Source organism: Pseudomonas fluorescens, assembly GCF_902498195.1.
GTDB classification, from domain to species: Bacteria; Pseudomonadota; Gammaproteobacteria; order Pseudomonadales; family Pseudomonadaceae; genus Aquipseudomonas; species Aquipseudomonas fluorescens_BU.
Genome location: NZ_CABVIY010000010.1, coordinates 245,962 through 258,972, shown reverse-complemented (window position 1 = coordinate 258,972; position 13,011 = coordinate 245,962). Strand labels below are relative to the sequence as shown.

Genomic DNA, 13,011 nt, shown 5'->3' with positions numbered 1-13,011 from the left:
CGATTTCCTTATGTCAGAAACTTCTGCAGCAAGTCGTTGAGGAACAGCTGTCCGCGCTCGGTGGCCGCCAGACGTGACGGTTCGACCTGCAACAGGCCACTTTGTTCGGCTTCACGGCGGGCTTCGGCCAGGCTTTCCAGGGTCAAACCGGTGCGTTCCGGGTACAACCGGGCCTCGACACCTTCGGTCAGGCGCAAGGCGTTCATCAGGAACTCGAACGGCATCTCGTCATTGGTCAGCGCTTTCTCACCGGCCTGGAACTGCTTTGCCGGGTTCAGGTAGTCCTTCGGCAGACGGGTCTTCCATGTACGAACGATGCGACCGTCCGGATGGCTGAGCTTGCCGTGGGCGCCGGCGCCGATGCCAATGAAGTCGCCAAAGCTCCAGTAATTGAGGTTGTGCCGCGCCGCACGACCGGGCTGGGCGTAAGCCGAAACCTCGTATTGCGCGTAACCGTGTTCGGCAAGCAACGCCTGCCCGGCTTCCTGAATGTCCCACAGCGTGTCGTCTTCCGGCAGCGTCGGCGGCTGGTTCCAGAACACGGTGTTTGGCTCCAGGGTCAACTGATACCAGGACAAATGGGTCGGTTTCAGGGCGATGGCCGTGCGCAGGTCGCTCAGGGCGTCGTCCAGGGACTGATCGGGCAAGCCGTGCATCAGGTCCAGGTTGAAATTGTCGAACCCGGCCTGGCGTGCCATGCCGGCGGCTCGCACGGCTTCGTCGCCGTTGTGTATCCGCCCCAGCGCCTTGAGTTTTTCCTGCTGGAAACTCTGGATACCGATCGACAGGCGATTGATGCCCAGCGCGCGGTAGGCCACGAACTTATCCTGCTCGAAGGTTCCGGGATTGGCTTCCAGAGTGATTTCGATGTCGCTGGCAAAGGGGATGCGCTGTTCGACGCCCTTGAGCAGGCGCCCCAGGGCCAGGGCGCTGAAGAGGCTGGGCGTGCCGCCGCCGAAGAAAATCGAACTCAGCTCGCGGCCGTAAACGGCGTGCAGGTCCTGATCGAGGTCGGCCAGCAATGCGTCGACATACTCCTCTTCCGGCAGCACCGGGCTGGCGGTGTGGGAGTTGAAGTCGCAATAAGGGCATTTGCGTACGCACCACGGAATGTGGATGTACAGCGCCAGGGGCGGCAGCACAGGCAGGGCGGCCCGAGGCGATTGTGCGTCGCCGCCGAAGATCAGCGGCGACGCGGATGATTCACGGGTCATTTCAAGCCCAGACGCTGGCGCAGCAGATCCATTGCACGGGCGCGGTGACTGATCTGGTTCTTGTCGCCGGGGCTCAGTTCGGCGCTGGAGCAATTGCGCTCAGGCACCCAGAACAGCGGGTCATAGCCAAAACCGTGTTCGCCGCTGGCCTGGGTCAGAATGCGCCCCTGCCACAGGCCTTCGCAGAGAATCGGCAACGGATCGTCGGCATGACGAACCAGGGCCAGCACGCAAACGAACTGCGCACCGCGTTCGGCTTGCGGTACGTCCTTCAACACGTCGAGCAGCTTGGCGTTGTTGGCCGCATCGCCCTTGCCGTCGGCATAGCGCGCGGAGTAGATGCCCGGCGCACCACCAAGGAAATCCACCGCCAGTCCTGAATCGTCGGCCAGTGCCGGCAGGCCGGAAATGCGCGCGGCGTTGCGGGCCTTGAGGATGGCGTTCTCGACGAACGACAGGCCGGTTTCTTCAGGCTCCACGCTGCTGAACTCGCCGATCGAGCGCAGTTGCACCGAGTCGCCGAGCATGGCCTGGAGTTCCTTGAGTTTGCCGGCGTTATGGCTGGCGAGTACGAGTTGCGTGAAGTTGATCATTCGCCGGGAAAGAGCTCTTGGTTGAAATTGATGGTGTTGATTTTGTCACCGGTCTGCACCTTGATGTCGAAGGTGCGGACTTCCTGCTGATCGACCGGGTATTGCGCGATGTAGTAGATCGCGCCTTGTTCGGTGATCTGTTTGAATTTCAGCGGCACGCTCTGGCTGGTCAGGTCTTTGACCGACCCGCTCACTTGAGCCATCAACGGTTTGCCGTCCTTGATGACCGAAATGTTGATCACGCCCTGGTTCTTGCCGCGTGTGAGTTCCGCGGCCTTGGCGATGTCCGGTGTCAGGAACGTGGAGTTGAAGGTGTTGTAGTGCACCGTCACGTCGCCGAATTTTTCCTGGCGATCACCCTTGATCGCATCGGCGGCCATGGCCGTGACGCTCAGGCAGGCGGTGATTAGAAACAGCGCTAGACGACCCATGATCATTCTCCTCGAAATAGGGTGGTTCAGACCGCGACCTTGTGGTCTGCAAGCCCCGGGCTGCTGACGCGGTAAATGCCGATCTCACCTAACAGATTAGGCCATAGCTTACTGGCCCACCCGTGTCGATGCTGTTGATCCACGGCCAACCGATCAATGACCTTGGCTTCACGTTCGAGGCATAAGGCTTCAAAGTCGGCGAAGGTGCAGAAGTGAATGTTCGGCGTGTTGTACCAGGTGTAGGGCAGGAACTCGGAAACCGGCATCCGGCCCTTGCTCGCCAGGTACCAGCGGCAGCGCCAGTGGCCGAAATTCGGGAAGGTGATGATGCACTGGCGGCCGACCCGCAGCATTTCGTCGAGGATCTTGTCCGGGTAGTGCACCGCTTGCAGCGCCTGGGTCATGACCACGATGTCGAAACTGTTGCTGGCAAAGTTGCCCAGGCCCTTGTCCAGGTCCTGTTCGATGACGTTGATGCCCTTGGCCACGCACTGGGCGATGTTGTCCGCGTCGTTTTCCAGGCCGTAGCCGGTGACCTGTTTGTGGTCGCGCAGCCAGGTCAGCAGTTCGCCGTCGCCGCAACCGAGGTCGAGCACGCGGCTGCCGGCGGGGATCCATTCCTGGATGATTTCCAGATCAGCTCTCATGGCTATCTCACAACGTAATTCGGTTCATGTAATTGCCGAACGCCTGCAAGTAGCGCGGGATCGGAATCAGGAAGGCGTCGTGGCCCTGCGGCGCGTCGATTTCCAGGTAGCAGACGTCCTTGCGCGCGGCCATCAGCGCGTCCACCAGTTCCCGCGAGCGGGCCGGGGAGAAGCGCCAGTCAGTGGTGAAGGACATCACGCAGAATTTGGCGCTGGCGCCGGCGAAGGTTTTCGCCAGGTCATCGTCGAAGTTGGCCGCCGGGTCGAAGTAGTCCAGGGCCTTGGTCATCAGCAGGTAGGTGTTGGCGTCGAAACGCCCGGAGAACTCTTCTCCCTGGTAACGCAGGTAGCTTTCGACCTGGAACTCGACGCTGTGGAAGTCGTAGTTGAGCTTTTCGCTTTTCAGGCCGCGACCGAATTTCTCGCCCATGGAGTCGTCGGACAGGTAGGTGATGTGCCCGACCATCCGCGCCAGCATCAGACCGCGCTTGGGGATGACGCCCTGTTCCTGGAACGAGCCACCGTGGAACTCCGGATCGGTGAGGATCGCCTGCCGCGCCACTTCGTTGAAGGCGATGTTCTGCGCCGACAGCTTGGGTGCCGAGGCGATGGCCACGCAGTGACGGATGCGATCAGGGTAGGTGATGCTCCATTGCATCGCCTGCATGCCGCCCAGGCTGCCGCCGATCACGGCGGCGAACCGGGCGATGCCGAGTCGGTCCGCCAGGCGCGCCTGGCTGTGCACCCAGTCTTCCACGGTCAGCACCGGGAAATCGGCGCCAAACGGCTTGCCGGTCTCCGGGTTGAGGCTGCTCGGGCCGGTGGAGCCGTTGCAGCCGCCGAGGTTGTTCAGGCTGACCACAAAGAACTTGTTGGTGTCGATGGGCTTGCCGGGGCCGATGCAGCTGTCCCACCAACCGGGCTTGCGGTCGTCGGGGCTGTGGAAGCCGGCGGCGTGATGGTGGCCGGACAAGGCGTGGCAGATCAGCACGGCGTTGCTCGCCGTGGCGTTAAGCGTGCCATAGGTCTCGTAAATCAGGTCATAGGCCGGGAGCGAACGACCGCAGGCCAACGCCAGGGGTTCGCTGAAGTGCGCCACTTGCGGCGTCACCAGACCAACAGAATCGGGGGGAAAGGCAGCTGGCATCGACCCTGCTCTCGTTGAAATGAGGCGTAAGTCTAAAGACCGCTGGGGTTAGCGGCAAGCAAAGGCCGGGCCTCATTTCATGCCGCTGGACCGAGGCGCGGCGTTCGCGAGCAAGCCCGCTCCCACAGGGTATGCATTCCACTGTGGGAGCGGGCTTGCTCGCGAAGAACGATGACACGATCTGTCAGGCTGTCACATCCTGAATCAGATCAGGCCGAACAACTCTTTAGGCATCAGCGCGTAGTAAGCCAGGCGCGGAATCAGCCAGCTTTGCAGCAGTTGCAGGGCGATGAAGGCGAAGATCGGCGAGATGTCGAGGCCGCCCAGGTTGGGAATGATCCGGCGGAACGGCGCGAGCACCGGCTCGGTGATCTGCTGGACCAGTTCCGCGCCCGGGTTGTGGCTGCCTGGCGCGACCCAGGACAGGATCACGCTGATGATCATCGCCCAGAACAGGATCTTCAAAAACAGCGCGAAGATGCCAATCAAGGCCCAGGGTGCCAGGAACAGCACATCGACCGAGTAGCCGCTGAGCAGCAGGATGACCGCGAACAGCGCCATTTGCACCAGCAGGGCCAGGACCAGGGACGACATGTCCAGGCCGAACATGCTCGGGATGACCCGGCGCAACGGCTTGAGCAACGGTTGAGTGGCCTTCACGGCAAACTGGCAGAGCGGGTTGTAGAAGTTCGCCCGCACCAATTGCAGGATGAAGCGCAACAGCACGATCAGCAGATACAGGCTGCCCAGGGTTTGAATCACAAAAATGGCAGCGTCATTGAGTCCGAGCATTATTGATTCCTTTTTAAGTGCTGATTAGCGACCGAGTTGCTCAGCCATCTCGGCCGAGCGGTGCGCGGCGGCGCCGAGTGCTTTTTCGACCAATGCTTCGAAGCCATCGGCCTGGAACGATTTGATGGCCGCTTCCGTGGTGCCCGCGGGCGACGTGACGCGGCGACGCAATTCGGCGGCGTCGACGTCACTGGCCACGGCCATGTGCGCGGCGCCCAGGGCGGTTTGCAGCGTCAGTTGGGCGGCGATGTCCGCTGGCAGACCGAGTTTCACGCCGGCGGCGGTCATGGCTTCGATCAGCAGGAAGAAGTACGCAGGGCCTGAACCGGACACCGCGGTGACCGCGTCCAGTTGCTGCTCTTCGTTCAGCCACAGCGCAATGCCGACCGCCGACAACAACGCCTGGGCTTGCTGGCGTTGTTCGGCGCTGACCTGGGCGGTGGCGAACAAACCGCTCACGCCTTGGCGCAGCAGGGCCGGGGTATTGGGCATGCAACGAACGATAGGTTGCTCGCCGAGCCAGTTGTTCATGCTGGCGCACGTGATGCCGGCGGCAATCGAAACTACCAGTTGGCCAGGCTTCAGGCTTGGACGGATGGCTTCGCAGACGACCTTCATCGCCTGGGGCTTGACCGCCAGCACGACGACGTCGGCACCTTCGATGGCTTGGGCGTTGTCGGCGAACACTTCGATGCCATGTTCGGCGCTCACGCGGGCACGGGTTTCATCGCCCGGATCGCTGGCGCGGATCTGCGCGGCGTCCAGGCCTTTGGCCCGTAGGCCACCGATCAGGCTGGCGGCCATGTTACCGGCACCGATAAAGGCAATACGCGTCTTGCTCATGTCAGGTCCTTATAAAGAAAGAATTCAAGGCTGGCCGTAGTCGCGGGCGCCGAACAGGGCCGTACCGATACGGACCCAGGTGGCGCCCTGGGCGATGGCCGACTCGAGGTCGTGGCTCATGCCCATGGAAAGTGTGTCGAGTGGCAAATTCAGGCTGGCTTGCAGGCTTTGCACGGCGGCGAAAGCCGCGTCCTGTGCGGCGCGATCTTCCGTCGGCTCGGGAATCGCCATCAACCCGCGCAGCTTCAGGCGCGGCAGGGCGCTGATGGCGTTGGCCAGGGCCGGCAGATCGGCCGGGGTGCAGCCGGACTTGCTGGCTTCGCCGCTGACATTGACCTGGATGCAGATGTTCAGGGGCGGCAGATCGGCCGGGCGTTGCTCGGACAGGCGTTGTGCGATTTTCAGGCGATCCACGGAATGCACCCAGTCGAAATGCTCGGCGATAGCGCGAGTCTTGTTCGATTGAATGGGGCCGATGAAGTGCCAGATCAAGGGCAGGTCGGCCAATTCGAGCTGCTTGCCCAGGGCCTCCTGCAGGTAGTTTTCGCCAAAGTCGCGCAGGCCGGCGGCATGGGCTTCACGCAGGTCCTGAGCGGGTTTGGTCTTGCTCACGGCGAGCAGCTGGACGCTGTTTTCATCGCGGTGGGCAGCGAGGGCGGCGGCACGGATGCGCGAACTAACCCGTTCTATGTTGTCTGCTATCGTGGACATTCAAGAGGCGCCAGCGGGTGTGAGGTTGGCGGCATTCTACTGGAATTGAGAGGTGCCATGGATATCACTGAGCTACTGGCGTTCAGCGCCAAACAAGGAGCTTCCGATCTGCATCTGTCTGCCGGGCTGCCGCCGATGATCCGCGTCGACGGCGATGTGCGGCGCATCAACCTGCCGCCGCTGGACCACAAGGAAGTGCAGGCGCTGATCTACGACATCATGAACGACGCCCAGCGGGTGGATTTTGAAAAGCACCTGGAAACCGACTTTTCCTTCGACGTGCCCGGCGTGGCGCGTTTTCGGGTCAACGCCTTCAACCAGAGCCGCGGCGCCGGGGCGGTGTTCCGCACGATTCCGTCCCGGGTCCTGAGCATGGACGAGCTGGGCATGGGCGACGTGTTCCGCAAGATGACCGACGCGCCCCGTGGCCTGGTGCTGGTGACCGGCCCCACCGGTTCCGGCAAGTCCACCACGCTGGCGGCGATGATCGATTACCTGAACAACCATCGCCATCACCACATCCTCACCATCGAAGACCCGATCGAGTTCGTCCACGAATCGCGAAAATGCTTGATCAATCAGCGTGAAGTCCACCGCGATACCCGCAGCTTCGCCACGGCGCTGCGCTCAGCCCTGCGCGAGGACCCGGACGTGATCCTGGTGGGCGAGATGCGCGACCTGGAGACCATTCGCCTGGCCCTGACCGCCGCCGAAACAGGCCACCTGGTGTTCGGCACGCTGCACACGACGTCGGCGGCGAAGACCATCGACCGGATCGTCGATGTGTTTCCGGGGGACGAGAAATCCATGGTGCGCTCGATGCTTTCCGAATCGCTGCTGGCCGTGGTGTCCCAGACCCTGGTGAAGAAGATCGGCGGCGGGCGCATTGCCGCCCACGAGATCATGCTCGGCACCTCGGCGATCCGTAACCTGATCCGCGAGGACAAGGTGGCGCAGATGTACTCATCGATTCAGTCGGGTGGTTCGCTGGGCATGCAGACGCTGGATATGGGCTTGAAGGAGCTGGTGGCCAGGGGATTGGTCAGCCGCGAACAGGCGCGGGACAAGGCGCGCTCGCCGGATAGTTTTTGAGCGTTGTGGTGGTTTCAAGTACGCCTTCGCGAGCAAGCCCGCTCCCACCGTTGGACGCATTCCAGGGTGGGAGCGGGCTTGCTCGCGAAGGGGCCATCATGTTCAACGAAGATGCTGGACGCTGGGATCAGCGCTGAACAACCCGCAATGCGTTCTGTTCTTTCGGCAGGACCCGCTTGGCAACCACGTAGTGCTGTTCCCAGTACGGTTTCTTCAGGGTGTCGATAGTCACCGACTTGCCACGGCGAGGCGCGTGGATGAATCGGTCATTGCCCAGGTAGATGGCAACGTGATTGACTCGACGGCTCTTGATGTTGAAGAAAATCAGGTCGCCCGGCTTGAGGTCGTTGCGATCGACTTTCTCGCCATGACCGCTGGCCATGGCGTTGGAGGTGCGTGGCAGGTCAAACGTGGCGTCGTTGAACGCGTATTTGACCAGGCCGCTGCAATCGAAGCCTTTGCTCGGGCTGCTGCCGCCCCAACGGTACGGTGTACCCAGGACGTTAACGGCGCGGCTCAGCACATTGCTGCTTTCCTTGGTCGCCATTGGCGGAACCAGGCTGCTCTTGCTGCTCAGTTGAGGAGCGTTCTTGAGCGACTTTTTGCTTTTGTTCGAAGGAGCAGAAGCATGGGATTTTGGGGTGTAACCATTAACGTTCGGAAGACGTTGCTCACGATTGGTGGCGTGGGCGGCCAGTGGCAATAATAGGCAAATGGTTAGCCATGTCTTGAAAAATGGACGCATTAGGCAAGGCTCGTATGGGTTAGCGCGAAACTTTATAACAGCTTTTTTTGGCTTCCCGAGGCCGTTGGTCGATTCCGGTTGGTTCTAAGGGAACCAAATTTGCGGAAAATAGACGCAATTGTCGGACAGAAGTCAGGTGCTACAAGGGTTTGGCGCAGGAGACGCTAACATTTGCCATACGTCGGCTGCTCGTAAAAAAGTCACAAAGATTTAAAGAATATTTATCTATCGTGTGAATCGAGGTCATCCATGAACACCTATCAACCGCCCGTCCCGCATCAGGATACCCACAGTAAAGTCATTGGTTATTTGCTGTGGATTTTCGGTTTTACCGGCGCCCATCGCTTTTATTACGGCAAGCCGGTGACGGGGACGATCTGGTTTTTCACCTTCGGTCTGCTGGGGATTGGCTGGCTGATCGACCTGTTCCTGATCCCGGCCATGGATCGTGAAGCGGACCTGCGATTTACCGCCGGGCCGATCGAATACAACGTCGCGTGGATTCTGCTGACGTTTCTCGGCGTGTTCGGTGTGCACCGGATGTATCAGGGGAAATGGATCAGCGGGTTGATCTATCTGCTGACGGGTGGGCTGTTCTTCGTGGGGATTCTGTATGACTTCTGGACGCTGAATGACCAGGTTTCGCTGCGCAACGCCCAGCGCCGCTGATCAAAATCAAAAGATCGCAGCCTGCGGCAGCTCCTACAGGGAACGTCTATTCCGTGTAGGAGCCGCCGCAGGCTGCGATTTTTTTTGTTTTACGCCTGGTGACTGATCCGCCCATCCACCAGGGTGTAACGCACCACTCCCGGCAAACTGTGGCCCAGGAACGGGCAGTTCTCACCCTTGGACAGCCAGGTCTCGCCGGCCACGGTCGAGGCCGTCGGGTCGAACAGCACGATGTCCGCCGCGCCGCCCACCGCCAGCTTGCCCGCCGGCAGGCGCAAGGCCTCGGCAGGGCCGGCGCTGAGACGTGCCAGCAGGGTCGGCAAGTCCAGCAAGCCATCTTCCACCAGGGTCATGGCCAGCGGCAGCAGCAATTCGACGCTGCTGATGCCCGGCTCGGTGGCCCCGAACGGCGCCAGCTTGGCGTCCCGCTCGTGGGGTTGGTGATGGCTGGAAATGGCCGAGACCACGCCGGATTTCACCGCTGCGCGCAGGCCGTCGCGGTCGGCGCGGGTGCGCAGCGGCGGCTGGACGTGATAGAGGCTGCTGAAATCGATCAGCGCTTCATCGGTAAGGATCAGCTGATACAGCGCCACATCCGCGGTGACCTTCAAGCCACGGGCCTGGGCCTGGGCGATCAGGGCTACGCCACGGGCACTGGTGAGCTGGCTGAAGTGTGCGCGCACGCCGGTTTGTTCCACCAACAGCAGATCCCGGGCCAGGGCCACGGTTTCGGCGGTTTCCGGAATGCCCGGCAAGCCGAGGAAACTCGCGGTCGGGCCTTCATGGGCCAGTCCGCCTTCGGCGAGGTCGTGATCCTGGGAGTTGAAAATCACCGTCAGGTCGAAGGTCGCCGCATAGTCCAGCGCCCGGCACAGGGTGCGAGTGTTGCGGAAGCTCTCCAGGCCGTTGCCGAAAGCCACGCAACCGGCATCGCGCAGCGCAACGAGTTCTGCAAGCTGTTCGCCTTCCAGGCCTTTGCTCAAGGCACCAATCGGGAACACTTTGGTGTTGCCGGCCTCGCGGGCGCGATCGAGGATCAGTTCGGCCACGGCCGAGGTGTCCAGGACCGGTTTGGTTTTTGGCGGGCAGCACAGGCTGGTCACGCCACCGGCCGCGGCGGCACGGGTTTCGCTGACAATCGAACCTTTGCGGCTGTAGCCCGGTTCGCGCAGGGCGACGTTGAGGTCGACCAGGCCAGGGGCGGCCACCAGGCCTTTGGCATCAATGGTGTCGACGGCGACAAAACCGGCCGGCGCGGCGCCCAGGGCGACGATCTTGCAGGCTTCGACGTGAATATCGGTGACTTGATCCAGGCCGCTGGCCGGATCGATGACGCGGGCGCCGAGAATGCTGAGCTTCACTGAACGTTCTCCTGCTCGAATTGGCGCTGGGCAGTTTGCCCGCTCATGGCCATGGACAAGACGGCCATGCGAATCGCGATGCCGTAGGTCACCTGGTTAAGAATCACCGAGTGCGGGCCGTCGGCCACCGCCGACTCAATCTCCACGCCACGGTTGATCGGTCCCGGGTGCATGACGATGGCATCGGGCTTGGCCCCCGCCAGGCGCGCGGTGGTCAGGCCGAACAGGCGGTAGAACTCGCCTTCACTGGGCAGCAGGCCGCCGGTCATGCGCTCGCGCTGCAGGCGCAGCATGATCACCACGTCGACGTCCTTCAGGCCTTCGGTCATGTCGGTGTAGACCTTCACGCCGTATTGCTCGATGCCGATCGGCAACAGGGTTTTCGGCGCGATCACGCGGATGTCCGGGCAACCGAGGGTTTTCAGGGCGAGCATGTTCGAACGGGCGACACGCGAATGCAGGATGTCGCCAACGATCGCTACCGACAGGTTCTCGAACCCGCCCTTGTGCCGGCGAATGGTCAGCATGTCGAGCATGCCCTGGGTCGGGTGGGCGTGACGGCCATCGCCGCCGTTGATGATCGCCACCTGCGGGCACACGTGTTCGGCGATGAAGTGCGCCGCACCGGAATCACCGTGGCGCACGACAAACATGTCGGCAGCCATGGCTTCCAGGTTGCGCAGGGTATCGAGCAGGGTTTCCCCCTTGCTCGCCGACGATGTCGACACGTTCAGGGTGATGACGTCCGCCGAGAGTCGCTGGGCCGCCAGTTCGAAGGTGGTGCGGGTGCGGGTGGAGTTCTCGAAAAACACGTTGCACACGGTTTTGCCGCGCAGCAACGGGACCTTCTTCACAGCCCGGGCGCCGACTTCGAGAAAGGAGTCGGCAGTGTCGAGGATTTCCGTCAGCAACTCGCGGCGCAGTCCGTCGAGCGAGAGGAAGTGGCGCAGCTGGCCCTGATCATTGAGCTGCAGCGGGCGCTTGGTGTCTAGAGGCGTCATCGCAAGGGGGACTCTCAATTAGGGCAAATTAAAGGGCGAGGTCTTGCAGTTCGAGCGCAAGCTCCGGACCGGACAGCTTGACCCGTTCGTGGGCGGCCAGGGTCAGGGTCGCGCCCAGCACGTTCGGGCGGATCGGCAGTTCGCCGGCGTCCAGGTCCAGCAGGCACACCAGCGTCACGCTGGCCGGGCGGCCGTAGTCGAACAATTCGTTCATGGCGGCGCGGATGGTCCGTCCGCTCATCAGCACGTCATCGATCAGCACCAGGTGCTGGCCTTCGATTTCGAACGGCAGGGCCGAAGGGCGCACTTGCGGGTGCAGGCCGTTCTGGCTGAAGTCGTCACGGTAAAAGGAAACGTCGAGCGTGCCGAGGGGCTCGTTGCTGCCCAGCTCCTGGAGCAGGGCCTGGGCGACCCAGACGCCGCCGGTACGGATACCGATGAAGCGCGGTTCGCTGATGCCACGTTTGGCCAGGTATTCGTCAAGCCGGATCGCCATCTGGCTGATCAGTTCGGCGGGATTTGGCAGGCTCATGGTTGCTCCTTCTTGGGCCCGAGCCTGTTTTCCGGAGTAGGGCACCGGCGTGTGGCTCGGGTTGTCGCTAAAAAAGAAGCGCCGTAGCGCTTTCAGGATTCAAACAATGCAGCGTTTTCGTCGAGCCAGCCTTGCAGCAGCAGGGCGGCGGCGATGGCGTCGACCGGGTTGTCGCGGTAGCTGCCTTTCTGTCCGCCACGGGCCAGGCGTTCGCCCTTGGCCTCATAGGTGGTCAGGCGCTCATCGTGGGTATAGAAGGGCAGGTTGAAACGGCCGTTGAGGCGCCGGGCGAATTTTTCCGCGCGCAGGCACATGTCGCTGGGCGTGCCATCCATGTTCAGCGGCAGGCCGACCACCACGGCGTCGGGTTTCCATTCCTTGATCAGCGCTTCGACCTGATCCCAGTCGGGAATGCCGTTCTGCGCTTTCAGGGTGCACAGCTCGCGGGCCTGGCCGGTGATCACCTGGCCGACCGCCACGCCGATCTGTTTGGTGCCGTAGTCAAAACCCAGAATCAGCCGCAGGGCCATCAGGCGTGCCCCGCCTGGCTGGTGAGCAGGCTCAGGTTGACGCCCAGGTGCCTGGCCGCCGCGTCCAGGCGCAGCTCACTGCTGGTGTTGAACAGGATGTCGGCGTCGAACGGGCAGGTCAGCCAGGCGTTCTGGGCCAGTTCGGCTTCCAGCTGCCCGGCTTCCCAGCCGGCGTAACCGAGGACAATTACGCTTTTCGCTGGCCCGACGCCATCGGCGATGGCGAACAGCACGTCCTGGGACGTCGACAGGGACAACTCGTCTTCCAGATCAACGGTCGCCTGAAAGGTCGTCCCGGAAGGGTGCAGGACAAAACCGCGATCGGTCTGGACCGGCCCGCCGATGAAAATCGGCACATGCTGGCAGAGAGCCGGTGGCTCGATATCGGGGCGCAGTTGCTCGAGGATGTCGGCCAGGTTCAAGTCCTGCGGGCGGTTGACCACCAGTCCCATGGCGCCATTGGCCGTGTGCTCGACGATGTAGGTCAAGGTGTGCGCAAAGTTCGGGTCGACCATGTGGGGCATGGCGATCAGGAAGTGATGCTTGAGGTAGCTGGGGCTGACGTTTTTCATGAACGCTAGTGTGGCGTTGGAGGGGCGAACTGACAAGCTTGGGGTGCCGCAATTTGGCAGTCGACGCAGATCAAATGTGGGAGCGGGCTTGCTCGCGAAGGCGGTGGGTCAGTCACCAATGATGTTGGCTG

16 protein-coding genes are annotated in these 13,011 nt (G+C 62.1%); 2 read left to right on the top strand and 14 right to left on the bottom strand.

The window, feature by feature from the left end; translation table 11 throughout:
- Positions 1-8: 8 nt before the first annotated feature.
- From hemW to F8N66_RS30830, 8 genes are all read right to left on the bottom strand, one after another.
- The gene (hemW, locus tag F8N66_RS30865) at positions 9-1,214 is read right to left on the bottom strand and encodes a radical SAM family heme chaperone HemW (protein WP_150773669.1); all 1,206 of its coding nucleotides are present in this window, start codon (positions 1,212-1,214) and stop codon (positions 9-11) included.
- Entirely contained in the window at positions 1,211-1,807 is a 597-nt protein-coding gene (gene rdgB / locus F8N66_RS30860; protein WP_150773668.1) for an RdgB/HAM1 family non-canonical purine NTP pyrophosphatase, read from the bottom strand. The genes hemW and rdgB overlap by 4 nt, the downstream gene beginning before the upstream one ends.
- On the bottom strand, positions 1,804-2,238 hold the full coding sequence (locus tag F8N66_RS30855; protein ID WP_150773667.1) for a DUF4426 domain-containing protein: 435 nt from the start codon (positions 2,236-2,238) through the stop codon (positions 1,804-1,806). The genes rdgB and F8N66_RS30855 overlap by 4 nt, the downstream gene beginning before the upstream one ends.
- A 26-nt stretch (positions 2,239-2,264) precedes the next feature.
- Positions 2,265-2,885: a methionine biosynthesis protein MetW gene (metW, locus tag F8N66_RS30850; RefSeq protein WP_150773666.1), complete on the bottom strand. Its 621-nt coding sequence runs from the start codon at positions 2,883-2,885 to the stop codon at positions 2,265-2,267.
- Between the two features lie 7 nt (positions 2,886-2,892).
- On the bottom strand, positions 2,893-4,032 hold the full coding sequence (metX, locus tag F8N66_RS30845) for a homoserine O-succinyltransferase MetX (protein ID WP_150773665.1): 1,140 nt from the start codon (positions 4,030-4,032) through the stop codon (positions 2,893-2,895).
- Positions 4,033-4,236: 204 nt separating this feature from the next.
- Positions 4,237-4,824: a YggT family protein gene (locus tag F8N66_RS30840; protein ID WP_150773664.1), complete on the bottom strand. Its 588-nt coding sequence runs from the start codon at positions 4,822-4,824 to the stop codon at positions 4,237-4,239.
- Between the two features lie 24 nt (positions 4,825-4,848).
- The gene (proC, locus tag F8N66_RS30835) at positions 4,849-5,667 is read right to left on the bottom strand and encodes a pyrroline-5-carboxylate reductase (protein ID WP_150773663.1); all 819 of its coding nucleotides are present in this window, start codon (positions 5,665-5,667) and stop codon (positions 4,849-4,851) included.
- A 24-nt stretch (positions 5,668-5,691) separates the two neighbouring features.
- On the bottom strand, positions 5,692-6,378 hold the full coding sequence (locus tag F8N66_RS30830) for a YggS family pyridoxal phosphate-dependent enzyme (RefSeq protein ID WP_150773662.1): 687 nt from the start codon (positions 6,376-6,378) through the stop codon (positions 5,692-5,694).
- Positions 6,379-6,435: 57 nt separating this feature from the next.
- On the opposite strand from F8N66_RS30830, the gene F8N66_RS30825 reads away from it, so the two are divergent.
- Positions 6,436-7,470, top strand: coding sequence for a type IV pilus twitching motility protein PilT (locus F8N66_RS30825; protein ID WP_150773661.1), 1,035 nt, complete (start codon positions 6,436-6,438; stop codon positions 7,468-7,470).
- Positions 7,471-7,597: 127 nt separating this feature from the next.
- Here the strand turns inward: F8N66_RS30825 and F8N66_RS30820 are convergent, their stop codons facing one another.
- Positions 7,598-8,215 carry a C40 family peptidase gene (locus tag F8N66_RS30820; protein WP_150773660.1) on the bottom strand — a complete coding sequence of 206 codons (618 nt, stop codon included), beginning with the start codon at positions 8,213-8,215 and terminating at the stop codon, positions 7,598-7,600.
- Between the two features lie 249 nt (positions 8,216-8,464).
- On the opposite strand from F8N66_RS30820, the gene F8N66_RS30815 reads away from it, so the two are divergent.
- Positions 8,465-8,884, top strand: a complete 420-nt coding sequence (locus F8N66_RS30815) for an NINE protein (protein WP_150773659.1) — start codon at positions 8,465-8,467, stop codon at positions 8,882-8,884.
- Positions 8,885-8,973: 89 nt separating this feature from the next.
- Here F8N66_RS30815 and F8N66_RS30810 read toward each other — a convergent pair whose 3' ends face one another.
- The 5 genes from F8N66_RS30810 to F8N66_RS30790 form a co-directional block, all read right to left on the bottom strand.
- Complete coding sequence (locus F8N66_RS30810) at positions 8,974-10,245, bottom strand: dihydroorotase (protein WP_150773658.1); 1,272 nt, start codon at positions 10,243-10,245, stop codon at positions 8,974-8,976.
- Positions 10,242-11,246, bottom strand: coding sequence for an aspartate carbamoyltransferase catalytic subunit (locus F8N66_RS30805; RefSeq protein WP_020797380.1), 1,005 nt, complete (start codon positions 11,244-11,246; stop codon positions 10,242-10,244). Before F8N66_RS30805 ends, F8N66_RS30810 begins: the two co-directional genes overlap by 4 nt.
- A 28-nt stretch (positions 11,247-11,274) precedes the next feature.
- The gene (gene pyrR / locus F8N66_RS30800; protein ID WP_150773657.1) at positions 11,275-11,778 is read right to left on the bottom strand and encodes a bifunctional pyr operon transcriptional regulator/uracil phosphoribosyltransferase PyrR; all 504 of its coding nucleotides are present in this window, start codon (positions 11,776-11,778) and stop codon (positions 11,275-11,277) included.
- 92 nt (positions 11,779-11,870) lie between these two features.
- Positions 11,871-12,308: a Holliday junction resolvase RuvX gene (gene ruvX, locus F8N66_RS30795; protein ID WP_150773656.1), complete on the bottom strand. Its 438-nt coding sequence runs from the start codon at positions 12,306-12,308 to the stop codon at positions 11,871-11,873.
- Positions 12,308-12,880 (bottom strand): YqgE/AlgH family protein, encoded by a 573-nt coding sequence (locus F8N66_RS30790; protein WP_150773655.1) that lies wholly within the window; start codon positions 12,878-12,880, stop codon positions 12,308-12,310. Before F8N66_RS30790 ends, ruvX begins: the two co-directional genes overlap by 1 nt.
- Positions 12,881-13,011: the final 131 nt, after the last annotated feature.

Bases quoted from the DNA above. Each gene is read 5' to 3' on its own strand.
- hemW (WP_150773669.1), bottom strand. From the start codon at position 1,214: ATGACCCGTGAATCATCCGCGTCGCCGCTGATCTTCGGCGGCGACGCA.
- rdgB (WP_150773668.1), bottom strand. From the start codon at position 1,807: ATGATCAACTTCACGCAACTCGTACTCGCCAGCCATAACGCCGGCAAA.
- F8N66_RS30820 (WP_150773660.1), bottom strand. From the start codon at position 8,215: ATGCGTCCATTTTTCAAGACATGGCTAACCATTTGCCTATTATTGCCA.
- F8N66_RS30805 (WP_020797380.1), bottom strand. From the start codon at position 11,246: ATGACGCCTCTAGACACCAAGCGCCCGCTGCAGCTCAATGATCAGGGC.
- F8N66_RS30825 (WP_150773661.1), top strand. From the start codon at position 6,436: ATGGATATCACTGAGCTACTGGCGTTCAGCGCCAAACAAGGAGCTTCC.
- F8N66_RS30790 (WP_150773655.1), bottom strand. From the start codon at position 12,880: ATGAAAAACGTCAGCCCCAGCTACCTCAAGCATCACTTCCTGATCGCC.
- F8N66_RS30815 (WP_150773659.1), top strand. From the start codon at position 8,465: ATGAACACCTATCAACCGCCCGTCCCGCATCAGGATACCCACAGTAAA.
- F8N66_RS30830 (WP_150773662.1), bottom strand. From the start codon at position 6,378: ATGTCCACGATAGCAGACAACATAGAACGGGTTAGTTCGCGCATCCGT.
- metW (WP_150773666.1), bottom strand. From the start codon at position 2,885: ATGAGAGCTGATCTGGAAATCATCCAGGAATGGATCCCCGCCGGCAGC.
- F8N66_RS30855 (WP_150773667.1), bottom strand. From the start codon at position 2,238: ATGGGTCGTCTAGCGCTGTTTCTAATCACCGCCTGCCTGAGCGTCACG.
- pyrR (WP_150773657.1), bottom strand. From the start codon at position 11,778: ATGAGCCTGCCAAATCCCGCCGAACTGATCAGCCAGATGGCGATCCGG.
- ruvX (WP_150773656.1), bottom strand. From the start codon at position 12,308: ATGGCCCTGCGGCTGATTCTGGGTTTTGACTACGGCACCAAACAGATC.
- metX (WP_150773665.1), bottom strand. From the start codon at position 4,032: ATGCCAGCTGCCTTTCCCCCCGATTCTGTTGGTCTGGTGACGCCGCAA.
- proC (WP_150773663.1), bottom strand. From the start codon at position 5,667: ATGAGCAAGACGCGTATTGCCTTTATCGGTGCCGGTAACATGGCCGCC.
- F8N66_RS30840 (WP_150773664.1), bottom strand. From the start codon at position 4,824: ATGCTCGGACTCAATGACGCTGCCATTTTTGTGATTCAAACCCTGGGC.